Here is an 11,874-nt window from a genome sequence, read left to right as displayed (position 1 = left end):
ATGGTCCGTCATTCATAGTGGTCGAGCTGGGATGGGATCACGGGCCTGGCGACGACGGGCTCATAACCCGGCACGTTCAGCCGCAGCACATCCAGCGGATTGGAGCCAATCTTGGACAACCCGCGGAACTCCACCTGGAAGAAGATGCGTCCGGTGTAGCCCTGCGTGGTGTTGCGGAAGCGCTGGTAGACGACACGTCCCACCCAGCAATCCGCGGCGTATTCGAAGCCGGCCAGCGCATCTACCAGCTGGTTCGCGTTCAGGTCGAACGCTACCCGGCCAATGCCATAGGTGCGCTGGGTCACTGGCCACTGGCTCGAAATCTCGAACTGGTCAATGGCGGTATTGTCCGTCACCGAGGTCGGGCGGCGGTAGCGATAGCCGATATTCAGCGTCTTGCGCACCTCGGGCCGCCACGAGAAGGCGATGTTCGAATAGATCACACGGTCGCTCGACGGGTTGTACTGCAGCCCGGCATCGAGGTAGTAACCCTTGAACATCTGGATCGTGGTGGCGGCCAGCAGATCGGAATAAGCCGTCTGGCCGGCGGGGTCGGTGCCGTTGAGCTGCACGCGCTGGCCGGTAATGTCATAGCGCTGGGCGATCGTGCCGCGGAAGCGCTCGATCCCGCTGCTGGCTTCGATCAGGCGCGTGGTCACGCCCGCCGTCACCTTGTTGTTATCGGCGATGCGGTCATAACCGGTGAACGGGTTCTCGCTGAAAATCTGGCCATAGCCAAAGTCGGACTGTACCGTATCGAACAGCGGGAACTGGCTCTGGTCGCGGAATGGCGTGTAGACATAGAACAGGCGTGGCTCAAGCGTCTGCACGTAATTGACGCCAAACAGCCGGCTCACGCTCGGCGCGTCGCGCTCGAAGGTCATGCCCGAGTCGAGGCTCACGGTCGGCAATGTCCGGGTCAGCGTATTCGGCGCGCCGGGCGTGTTGCTGGACGGCTCCATCTGGTACTGGGCGGCACTGAACGTCACCTTGGGCGTGACGAACCAGCCCGGCCGGACGATCGGGTAGCTGATCGAGGGCTGGAAATAAACCCGCTCGCCCTGGGGCTGCTGCGTGCCGCTTGTACTCAGCGGAATGCGAAAGCGCGTGTAATCGGTATCCACCTGCACATCGAAACCGCCCAGGTCGTAGCGAATGTACTTCGCATTGAGCTGCGGCACGCGTTCGTACGAGGGCTGGCTCGGCGCCAGCGTCTGGAATTTCTGCACCCGCGCCAATACGGTCAGATCCTGCCAGTTGTAACTGACGCCGCCTTCCTGCGTGTACTGGCGCAGGGTTGCCTGCGTTACCGAGCGGGTCAGGTCGTCGGGGTACTGGTCGTCCGATACCTTGTTCAGGTTGACGTACGCATTCAGGCCCTTGGCGATGTTCTGGTAGTGCTGGACAGAGTATGCCCAGCGGTTGGTCTTGGTTTTCTGGTCGTCCGGCAGGAATTCGCCGCGGATGCGTCCCGAATAACCCTCGCCGATATAGCGGTAATCGGAGCCCAGCTGCACCCCGCGGGAAGTCAACACACGCGGGAATATTGTCAGATCGCGGTTGGGCGCGATATTGAAGTAGTACGGAACCGTGAGGTCCGCGCCGGACTTGGAGCCATATCCGAACAGCGGCGGAAGCACGCCGCTGCGGCGCTCGCTGTTCAAGGGGAAACTGAACACCGGCGCCCCCATGATCGGCACGTCGAAGAAGCGCAGCACGCCGCCGTAGGCGGTGCCGACCTGGCGGTCGCTGTCGATATCTAGCTCGCGGGCACTGAAATACCAGTCCGCATTGTCGGGCGAACAGGTCGTATAGGTGGCGCGCTTGATCGTGCTGAGGTTCTTGTCGATGAAATCGATGCGCTCAGCCTTGCCCGAGCCGCCGGTCTGCTGGAAATAGTAGTCCGGCGACAGCATGTAGCCTTCGTTGGCCTCCACCTTCAACCGGGCTTCCGGCCCGACTGCGAGCGAGCCGTCGCGCGAAATACGGGCGTTGCCGTGGACGAAAGCCTCGTCGCTGTCCTGGTCGTAAGTGAGCTTGTCGCCCTTGACCACGCCGCCCGCGCGACGCAGCTCCGCGTTGCCTTCGAGCTCCACGCCGCGCTGGTTATAGCCGGTCATGCGGTCGCCCGAGGCAAAGGTGGGCGGATTGTCGTCCGGCTCGGCGGGCCTGGTCTTGGCGTTGCCCGGCTCGGCCAGGCGCGGCACCAGCTCGCCGGATACCGGCGGGGTCTCGGGCACCTGTTCGGCGGCGGGCTCGGCCACCGGCAGGTCTGGGATGGCGGAACTCACGGCCTGCGCGTGAACGCCCACCGACCAGCCGGCCATGGCCAACACGAGCGGGCGCAATGCGCTTCCGGGGCGTCGCGCCAATGTCTTGCTTGCCTTCTGGTTCGGTGATCGTCGTTGTTCGGTCATGCGAGCGGGTCATGAGTCAGAGCGGCGGCGGCGGCACAGCAGCCGCCAGCCGCCGCCGGAGCAGGCTGTCGGGCCATGGACGGCCCGCCTGGGAGCCGCCCCGGGGCCCGGGTCTGGTCGGGTATTATACGGGGCATCCTATTCTCCCTTTCCGGCATGGCAGCTCATCCACTCGACCCGCGTCTCGACCAGCTCAAAGTCTGGGTGTCCGGACTCGGTCCATCCTGGCCCGTCAACCCCGATTCCTGCACCCCGGCATCCGCCGATGCCAGCTTCCGGCGTTACTTCCGCGCCACCACCAGCCACCCGGAATATCCCACCGTCATCGTGATGGATGCGCCGCCCGCGCAGGAGGACTGCCGCCCCTTCATCCATGTGGCGGAATTGTTCGGCGCAGCCGGCGTGACCGTGCCCAGGGTACTGGCGCAGGATCTAGAGCAAGGATTCCTGCTGCTGAGCGACCTCGGAAACACCACTTACCTGTCCCGCCTGGACGCTGGCAGCGCGCGCCAGCTGTATGACGATGCATCCGCTTCGCTGGTGAAAATCCAGCTCGCGACCCGGCCCGGCGCCCTGCCCGCCTACGACCGCGCGCTGCTGCAGCGCGAACTCGACCTGTTCCCGCAGTGGTATGTAGCCCGGCACCTCGGCGTCACGCTGACGCCCGACCAGGAAGCCGGCCTGGCCGAAGTGATGCAGACGCTGCTGGCCAACAACCTGGCCCAGCCGCAGGTCTATGTCCACCGCGACTATCACTCGCGCAACCTGATGGTGCTGGACGGCGGGGCCAACCCCGGCATCCTGGATTTCCAGGACGCGGTGATCGGCCCCATCACCTACGACGCGGTCTCGCTGTGGCGCGATGCCTACATCGAATGGGACGAGCAGGAGCAACTCGACTGGCTGATCCGCTACTGGGAGCGCGCGCGCAAGGCCGGACTGCCGGTGGCCGCCGATTTTGGCGAGTTCTACCGGGATTTCGAGTGGATGGGCCTGCAGCGCCACCTCAAGGTACTCGGCATTTTTGCCCGCCTGTACCACCGCGACGGCAAGGACGGCTACCTGGCCAACCTGCCGCTGGTGCTGAAGTACGCCCGCCAGGTGGCCGGCCGCTACATCGAACTGCGCAAGCTGGTACGCCTGTTCGACGCGCTCGACGGCGTCGAGCGACCTGTCGGCTATACGTTCTGATATCCCGCAGTGACGCATGTGACGCCCATCACGCCCATCACGCCCGGTAGCGAACCTCCGCCGGCCCTCACCCGCCGGGGCGAGTGGTGGGCGGGCGTGCGCGCGCTGGCGCCCATGCTGCTCGGCGTGGCGCCGTTCGGCCTGATTTATGGCGTGCTGGCAGTCAACGCCGGCATGCCCCCATGGCTGGCCTGCGCCATGAGCGCGATCGTATTCGGCGGCGCCTCGCAGATGATCCTGACGCAGTTGTGGGCGGCGGGCACGCCGGCCGTGCTGATCGCCGTGACCGTGGCCATGGTCAACCTGCGCCATGCGCTGTACTCGGCCACCCTGGCTCCCGCGCTGGCGCACCTGCCGGGCCGCTGGAAGGCGCTGATCGCCTACCTGCTGACCGATGAGGCTTTCGCCGCCATGACGCGGCGCCTGTCGGACGACGACGCGCACAAGCGCTACCGCCACTGGTTCTTCTTTGGCGCGGGCTTCGCGCTGTGGGCCAGCTGGCAGGTCTCGACGCTGGCGGGCGTGCTGGTCGGCGCCCAGGTCCCGCGCGACTGGCCGCTCGATTTCTTCCTGCCGCTCACCTTTATCGCCATCATCGTGCCGGGCATCAAGCACCGCTCCCACGCCGCCGCGGCACTGGTGGCGACAGCGCTGGCCGTGGCCTGTTTCGGCATGCCGCACAAACTCGGCCTGATGGTCGCGGCACTCGGCGGCATTGCCGCCGGCATGCTGCTGCTGGGCAAGGGCCGCGGGCAGCCCAAGCCGGCCTCCACGGAGCCCGCCGCGTGAGCCAGATGACCTTGTTGCTGGTGTTCATCGGCGCCGGCCTCGCCACTTTCCTGATCCGCCTGTCGTTCATCGCCGTGGAAGGCCGGGTGCGGCTGCCGTCGTGGTTCCGCACCGCGCTGCAGTTCGTGCCGGCCGCCATGCTGTCCGCGCTGATTGCGCCCGACCTGCTGATGCGCGGCGGCCAGGTCGATATCGGCCCCGGCAATGCGCGCCTGGTGGCCGGCCTGATGGCCATCGTCATTGCAGCGAAAACACGCAGCATCGGCTGGACCATCGCCGGCGGCATGGCCACCCTGATCGCGATGACGTACCTGCTGAACCACGCGCTGAAATAAGCGCCGGAGACCGTGCATTGAAAGCCATGATTTTTGCAGCCGGGCGCGGCGAGCGCATGCGCCCGCTCACCGATACCTGCCCCAAGCCGCTGCTGGCGGTCGGCGGCAAGCCGCTGATCGTCTGGAAGATCGAGGCGCTGGCGCGTGCCGGCTTCAAGGACATCGTGATCAACCACGCCTGGCTTGGCGGGCAGATCGAACATGCGCTCGGCGACGGCAGCCGGTTCGGCGTGCGCCTGGCGTACTCGGCCGAGTCCAGCGCGCTGGAAACCGCCGGCGGCATCGCCCAGGCGCTGCCGCTGCTGTCGGCCGCGCCCGCGCGCGGGGAGATCTTCCTGGCCGTATCCGGCGACATCTTCACCGACTTCGACTTCCGCGCCCTGCTGCCCCGCGCGCTTGCCATGGCCGGCGCGCCCGAGCCACGCATGCACCTGGTGATGGTGCCCAATCCGCCGTTCCATCCGGGCGGCGATTTCGCGCTGGGTGCGGATGGCGTGCTGTTGCCCGCGCCAACGCCGGCAGCTCCGGCCCTGACCTTCGGCAATATCGGCCTGTACGACACCAGGCTGTTCATCGCCATCGAGCCGGGGCAGAAAGTTGCCATGACGCCCTATTACCGCGCGGCGGTGGCCGCCGGCCTGGCCAGCGGGGAGCGCTTCGACGGCATCTGGGAAAACGTCGGCACGCCGGCCCAGCTGGCGGCCCTGGATGCCCAGGTACAAGCCCGGCGCAGCGCGGCCGCCGCGCCCCTGCACTGAGCGGCCTGCCAGGCCAAGTACCGCCGCCGGCAATCCGGCGGCGGTAGAATCTGCCCTATTCCCCATCCACGTGGCCCCACACATGTCCGCACCCGACTCCGCCCTCCTTCTCGCCTGTCGCGACCGGCGCGCCCGCGTGCTGCAGCAACTGCGCGCCGCCGGCGGCGGCGTGGCGATCCTGCCCACCGCGCCGGAAGCCATGCGCAACCGCGACAGCGACTACCCCTACCGCCACGACAGCTATTTCTATTACCTGACCGGCTTCACCGAGCCCGAGGCGGTGCTGGTGCTGGTGGCACAGGCATCCGGCGCCGAGCGCAGCATCCTGTTCTGCCGCCCCAAGCACGAGGAGCGCGAGATCTGGGACGGCTTCCGCTATGGCCCGGAAGGCGCACAGGCCGCCTTCGGCTTCGACGAAGCCCATTCGGTCGAGGAAATCGATGCGCTGCTGCCACCGCTGCTGGCCAACCACGCTGTGGTCGCTTACCCGCTGGCCTCCAGCACCCGCACCGACATGCAGGTACGCCGCTGGCTGGAAACGGTACGCATGCAAGGACGCGCCGGCGTAACGGCGCCGTCGACGGCAATCGACATCCGCACCATCCTCGACGAGATGCGCCTGTTCAAGGACGCTGGCGAGATAGCCACCATGCGCCGCGCCGCCGAGATCTCGGCGCAGGCCCATGTGCGCGCCATGCGCACGTCGCGCCAGGGGCTGCGCGAGTACCACCTGGAAGCCGAGCTGTTGTATGAGTTCCGCCGCCACGGCGCGCAGAGCGTCGCCTACAACTCGATCGTCGCCGCCGGACCCAATGCCTGCGTGCTGCACTACCGCGCCGGCCCCGCGGAACTGCGCGACGGCGAACTGTGCCTGATCGACGCGGGCTGCGAGCTCGATGGCTACGCCTCCGACATCACCCGCACCTTCCCCGTCTCCGGCCGCTTCTCGCCGGCCCAGCGCGAGCTGTATGACCTGGTGGTGGCCGCGCAGGAAGCCGCCATTGCCGAGACCCGCGCCGGCGTGCCCTACAACGTGCCGCACGACGCCGCCACGCGCGTGCTGGCGCAGGGCATGCTCGATACCGGCCTGCTCGACCGCGACCGCTGCGGCAGCATCGACGATGTGCTGGCCAACGGCAGCTACCGCCAGTTCTACATGCACCGCACCGGCCACTGGCTCGGCATGGACGTGCATGACGTGGGCGAGTACCGCGTGCCCGGCGCCGCGCCGGCAGAGGGCGAGCGCCCCTGGCGTCCGCTGGAGCCCGGCATGGTGCTGACGGTGGAGCCCGGCATTTACGTGCGCCCGGCACCGGATGTGCCGGAGCGCTTCTGGCATATCGGCATCCGCATCGAGGACGATGCCGTGGTGACCCATGGCGCCTGCGAGCTGATGACGCGCGGCGCCCCGGTCAAGGCTGACGAGATTGAAGCGCTGATGCGCGACGCGGGAGGTGCACGATGATTGGCTGGCTACGCAAGGTACTTCCGGTAGGCAATCGCGCGGAAACCAGCCGCGCGCCCTCCTACGATCCCGCGCAACCGTTCGTGGTCAATCTCTACGATGACCGCGTGGTGGTACATCGCCCCGACGGCCAGCGCGAAGAGCTTGAGTGGGACGCGATCGAACGCGTGGTGGTGCGGGTCTCGAACCGTGAACCGTGGGCTGGCCCCGCCTGGCTGATCCTGGTCGGCGACCCGGCCGCCGACGGCACGCCCCGGGGCTGCGTGGTGCCGCTCAACGCGGTCAATCACGCTGCGCTGGTGGAACGCCTGCAGGCCTTCCCCGGTTTCAGCCAGCAGAAGCTGGACAACGCCTTGCGCGATGCCGCGGCGGGCAAGCACCGCACGGATGCCAACTGCTGGAAGCGGGGCGCGCAGGCCGTGGAGGCCAGTTCGGACAACGTGGGCAACGCGGGCAACGCGGGCAACGACAGTCACCCGGCCGCCCAACCTGACAGCGCGCATGAGTCCGGCAAGCACTGAACGCGCCCCCGGCGCGGCCTTCGCGGATATCGCCATCGTCGGCGCGGGGCCGGTAGGCCTCGCGCTGGCATGCCTGCTGCTGCGCAGGAGCCCGTGGCGCCTGACGCTGATCGACGCCGCCACCCCGGCGCGCGCGGCGCGCGACCCGCGCGCCATTGCGCTGTCCTACGGCAGCCGCCAGTTGCTGGAGCAGATCGGCGCCTGGCCCCGGGCGGTCACGCCGATCGAGCATATCCACGTGTCGCAACGCGGGCGCTTTGGCCACGTCAAGCTGCACCGAGACGACTACGATGTTCCCGCGCTCGGTTACGTGGTGCGCTACGGCGATCTGTGCGAATCACTTGAACGCGCGCTGGGCCAGGCGATCCATGCCGCCCCCGGCACCGACGGCGAGCGCCTGGCGCGAGTCTACGACACGCGCATCGATCGCCTGGAGCAGCGCGCCCCGCAAGCCGGCGCGGACCGCATTGCAGACGAAAGCGGCGGGCTGGTACACCTGAGCGGCCATACGCATGACCGGCAGCCCGTCGTCTTTAACGCGCGCCTGGCTGTGCAAGCCGAAGGCGGGCTGTTCCATCAGCAGTCCACCCGCGGCGTCCAGGGTCAAAAATACCGGCGCGACTATGGCCAGACCGCGATCGTTGCCCATGTGGCGTGCTCGCGCCCGCAGCCGGGCTGGGCCTGGGAGCGCTTCACCGAGGAAGGGCCGCTGGCCCTGCTGCCACACGAGGAGCACGGCACGCCCGGCTACGCCCTGGTCTGGTGCTGTCCGCCGGAGCAGGCGGCGCACCGCCTGGCATTGCCCGAAGCCGAGTTCCTCGCCGAGCTGGAGCAAGCCTTCGGCCCGCGCATGGGCCGCTTCACCGGCATCGGCAAGCGGCACGCCTTCCCGCTCGGGCTGAATGCCGCACCAGTCACCGTGCAGGGCCGCATCGTCGCGGTCGGCAATGCGGCGCAGACACTCCATCCCGTCGCCGGCCAGGGCCTCAACCTGGGCCTGCGCGACGCCTTTGCCCTGGCTGGCGCCCTGCGCACCGGCTGCGGACCGCAGGCCTTGCTGGCGTTTGCGGCGCAACAAAAGCGGGATCGCGCCATCACCATAGGCGTAACCGACCTGCTGCCCCGCGTGTTCGGCGTCTCCTACCCGCTCGCCGCCCACGCGCGCGGCGCGTCGCTGGCGGCGCTTGCCTGCCTGGGCCCGCTCAAGGACGCGCTGGCGCGCCAGATGATGTACGGCACGCGCCGCTAGCGGCGGTGCCGGCACCCTCGCCTGCCACCCGGGCCGGAGCAATATTTGCTCAAATCTTGAGCAACCCGGGCCGTTTGGCGGTAAAATCCTGCCCTCGCACATGCCCACTGAATGACGCCGAGCAACGTTTCGGCAGGGTATGCCATTTTCATTTTTGTCTCGTTGCGGGCCGCCTGGCGGCCCTCGCCAGTCTTATATCGTGCAAATCGGACCGCACCAACTCCGCAACAACCTGTTCGTCGCGCCCATGGCCGGTGTGACGGACCGGCCCTTCCGCCAGCTGTGCAAGCAGCTCGGCGCGGGCTATGCGGTGTCCGAGATGGTCGCCTCCAACGCACAGCTGTGGAAGAGCGAGAAGACCATGCGCCGCGCCAACCACACCGGCGAAGTCGAGCCGATCTCGGTCCAGATCGCGGGTGCGGAGCCCGCCATGATGGCCGAGGCGGCGCGCTATAACGTGGATCGCGGCGCGCAGATCATCGACATCAACATGGGCTGCCCGGCGAAGAAGGTGTGCAATGTCGCCGCCGGCTCGGCGCTGCTGCAGAACGAGCCGCTGGTGGTTCGCATCGTCGAGGCGGTGGTCGCCGCGGTCGGCGACCGCGTGCCCGTCACGCTCAAGATCCGCACCGGCTGGGACCGCCAGAACCGCAATGCGCTGCGCGTGGCCCGCATGGTCGAGGATGCCGGCATCAGCATGCTCACCGTGCACGGCCGCACGCGCGCCGATCTGTACAAGGGGGAAGCCGAGTACGAGACCATTGCCGCGGTCAAGGCAGCGGTCTCGATTCCCGTGGTCGCCAATGGCGACGTTACCTCGCCGCAAAAAGCAAAGCATGTGCTCGCCGTGACGGGCGCCGATGCCATCATGATCGGCCGCGCGGCGCAGGGCCGGCCCTGGCTGTTCCGCGAGATCGAGCACTACCTCGCCACCGGCGAGCTGCTGCCGCAGCCGGAAGTCGCCGAAATCCGCGCCATCATGAACGCGCACCTGGAAGACCACTACGACTTCTACGGCGAGTTCACCGGCGTGCGCACCGCGCGCAAGCACATTGCCTGGTACACGCGCGGCCTGGCCGGCGCCAACCTGTTCCGCCACCGCATGAACACGCTGGACAGCACCACGGCCCAGCTGGCCGCGGTCAACGCCTTCTTCGACGAGCAGGCGCAGCTGTCCGAGCGCCTGGTCTACGTGGAGGAAGGCGCGGACGACGCCGACGAAGAGAAACGCAACGAGTCGAACAACAACAATAACGGGGAGTTGCTTGCCGCATGAGCCGCAACGCTATCGACCAGTGCATCCGGGACAGCCTGGGTGCCTACTTTCGCGACCTGGACGGCGAAGAGCCGTCGAATATGTACAACATGGTGCTCGAAGCCGTGGAACGGCCGCTGCTTGAAGCAGTGATGGCGCGCGCCGAGCGCAACCAGTCGCTCGCTGCCGCCTACCTGGGCATCAATCGCAATACGCTGCGCAAGAAGTTGCAGCAGCACGGTTTACTTTGAAGTGTTCCCCACAGCCATGATCAAGCAAGCCCTCCTCTCCGTATCCGACAAGACCGGCATCGTCGAATTTGCCCGCGAGCTCAACACGCTCGGCGTCACGCTGCTCTCCACCGGCGGCACCGCCAAGCTGCTCGCCGAAGCCGGCCTGCCGGTCACGGAAGTGGCCGACTACACCGGTTTCCCCGAAATGCTCGACGGCCGCGTCAAGACCCTGCACCCGAAGGTGCATGGCGGCATCCTGGCCCGCCGCGACCTGCCCGAGCACATGGCCGCGCTGGCCGAGCACGACATCCCCACCATCGACCTGCTGGTGGTCAACCTGTACCCGTTCCAGCAGACCGTGGCCAAGGATGACTGCACGCTGCCGGACGCCATCGAGAACATCGACATCGGCGGCCCCACCATGCTGCGCTCGGCTGCCAAGAACCACCGCGACGTCACCGTCGTGGTGGACCCGGCCGACTACGCGCCGGTGCTGGCCGAAATGCGCGCCAGCGCCAACAGCGTCGGCTACGAGACCAATTTCCGCCTGGCCACCAAGGTGTTCGCCCACACCGCGCAGTATGACGGCGCAATCACCAACTACCTGACCAGCCTCGGCGCGGACAAGTCGCACCAGACCCGCAGCGCCTACCCGCAGACGCTCAACCTGGCCTTCGAGAAGGTGCAGGAAATGCGCTACGGCGAGAACCCGCACCAGTCGGCCGCGTTCTACCGCGACCTGAAGGCACCCGAAGGCGCGCTGGCCAACTACAAGCAGCTGCAGGGCAAGGAACTGTCCTACAACAACATCGCCGACGCCGACGCCGCGTGGGAGTGCGTCAAGTCCTTCGACCCCGCCAGCGGCGCCGCCTGCGTGATCATCAAGCACGCCAACCCGTGCGGCGTGGCGGTAGGCGCCAACGCGCTGGAAGCCTATGAAAAGGCTTTCAAGACCGACTCGACCTCGGCCTTCGGCGGCATCATCGCCTTCAACGCCGAACTCGACGAAGCCGCCGCGCAGGTCGTGGCCAAGCAATTCGTCGAAGTGCTGATCGCCCCGTCCTTCACCGCCGGCGCGCGCGCGGTGTTCGCCGCCAAGCAAAACGTGCGCCTGCTGGAAATCCCGCTGGGCACGGGCCTCAACCCGTTTGACTTCAAGCGCGTCGGCGGCGGCCTGCTGGTACAGAGCCCGGACGCCCGGAACGTGCAACAGGAAGAACTGCGCGTGGTGACCAAGCGCCAGCCGACCCCGAAGGAAATGGCCGACCTGATGTTTGCATGGCGCGTGGCCAAGTTCGTCAAGTCGAACGCCATCGTGTTCTGTGGCGGCGGGATGACGCTCGGCGTTGGCGCCGGCCAGATGAGCCGTGTTGATTCCGCCCGGATTGCCAGCATCAAGGCACAAAACGCCGGTCTCACGCTGGCGGGCTCGGCGGTGGCTTCGGACGCCTTCTTCCCGTTCCGCGACGGCCTGGACGTGGTTGTCGATGCAGGCGCCACCTGCGTGATCCAGCCGGGCGGCTCCATGCGCGATGACGAAGTGATCGCCGCCGCAGACGAGCGCGGCGTAGCCATGGTGCTGACCGGCGTCCGTCACTTCCGGCATTGAGGTCCGGGCCCGGTCCGTGCGGTTGTCACGGACCAGGCAATCAACCCATCGC

General features: G+C 67.4%; 11 protein-coding genes. 10 read left to right on the top strand and 1 reads right to left on the bottom strand.

Features of this window, described 5'->3' with window-relative positions:
• Positions 1-8 precede the first annotated feature (8 nt).
• Positions 9-2,417: an LPS-assembly protein LptD gene (locus tag CF70_RS19190; protein WP_035868008.1), complete on the bottom strand. Its 2,409-nt coding sequence runs from the start codon at positions 2,415-2,417 to the stop codon at positions 9-11.
• A 156-nt stretch (positions 2,418-2,573) separates the two neighbouring features.
• Here CF70_RS19190 and CF70_RS19185 point away from each other — a divergent pair, with 156 nt between their 5' ends.
• The 10 genes from CF70_RS19185 to purH all read left to right on the top strand — a co-directional run bounded on the left by CF70_RS19185 (position 2,574) and on the right by purH (position 11,822).
• Positions 2,574-3,608, top strand: a complete 1,035-nt coding sequence (locus CF70_RS19185; protein WP_035868005.1) for an aminoglycoside phosphotransferase family protein — start codon at positions 2,574-2,576, stop codon at positions 3,606-3,608.
• 114 nt (positions 3,609-3,722) lie between these two features.
• Positions 3,723-4,397: an AzlC family ABC transporter permease gene (locus CF70_RS19180; RefSeq protein WP_235185125.1), complete on the top strand. Its 675-nt coding sequence runs from the start codon at positions 3,723-3,725 to the stop codon at positions 4,395-4,397.
• Complete coding sequence (locus CF70_RS19175) at positions 4,394-4,732, top strand: AzlD domain-containing protein (protein ID WP_035868002.1); 339 nt, start codon at positions 4,394-4,396, stop codon at positions 4,730-4,732. Before CF70_RS19180 ends, CF70_RS19175 begins: the two co-directional genes overlap by 4 nt.
• Positions 4,733-4,749: 17 nt before the next feature.
• A complete protein-coding gene (gene murU, locus CF70_RS19170; protein WP_035867999.1) occupies positions 4,750-5,490 on the top strand; it encodes an N-acetylmuramate alpha-1-phosphate uridylyltransferase MurU in 741 nt (246 codons plus the stop codon).
• 82 nt (positions 5,491-5,572) lie between these two features.
• Entirely contained in the window at positions 5,573-6,955 is a 1,383-nt protein-coding gene (locus tag CF70_RS19165; RefSeq protein ID WP_035867997.1) for an aminopeptidase P N-terminal domain-containing protein, read from the top strand.
• On the top strand, positions 6,952-7,476 hold the full coding sequence (locus CF70_RS19160; protein ID WP_051648664.1) for a hypothetical protein: 525 nt from the start codon (positions 6,952-6,954) through the stop codon (positions 7,474-7,476). Before CF70_RS19165 ends, CF70_RS19160 begins: the two co-directional genes overlap by 4 nt.
• Positions 7,457-8,725, top strand: a complete 1,269-nt coding sequence (locus CF70_RS19155) for a UbiH/UbiF/VisC/COQ6 family ubiquinone biosynthesis hydroxylase (protein WP_035867995.1) — start codon at positions 7,457-7,459, stop codon at positions 8,723-8,725. The genes CF70_RS19160 and CF70_RS19155 overlap by 20 nt, the downstream gene beginning before the upstream one ends.
• A gap of 199 nt (positions 8,726-8,924) precedes the next feature.
• On the top strand, positions 8,925-10,001 hold the full coding sequence (gene dusB / locus CF70_RS19150; RefSeq protein ID WP_035867993.1) for a tRNA dihydrouridine synthase DusB: 1,077 nt from the start codon (positions 8,925-8,927) through the stop codon (positions 9,999-10,001).
• Positions 9,998-10,231, top strand: coding sequence for a Fis family transcriptional regulator (locus CF70_RS19145; protein ID WP_006156396.1), 234 nt, complete (start codon positions 9,998-10,000; stop codon positions 10,229-10,231). Before dusB ends, CF70_RS19145 begins: the two co-directional genes overlap by 4 nt.
• Positions 10,232-10,247: 16 nt before the next feature.
• Positions 10,248-11,822 (top strand): bifunctional phosphoribosylaminoimidazolecarboxamide formyltransferase/IMP cyclohydrolase, encoded by a 1,575-nt coding sequence (gene purH / locus CF70_RS19140; RefSeq protein WP_035867989.1) that lies wholly within the window; start codon positions 10,248-10,250, stop codon positions 11,820-11,822.
• Positions 11,823-11,874: the final 52 nt, after the last annotated feature.

It is taken from the genome of Cupriavidus sp. SK-3 (assembly GCF_000611145.1).
GTDB lineage: Bacteria > Pseudomonadota > Gammaproteobacteria > Burkholderiales > Burkholderiaceae > Cupriavidus.
This window is presented reverse-complemented; position numbering and strand designations above follow the sequence as displayed.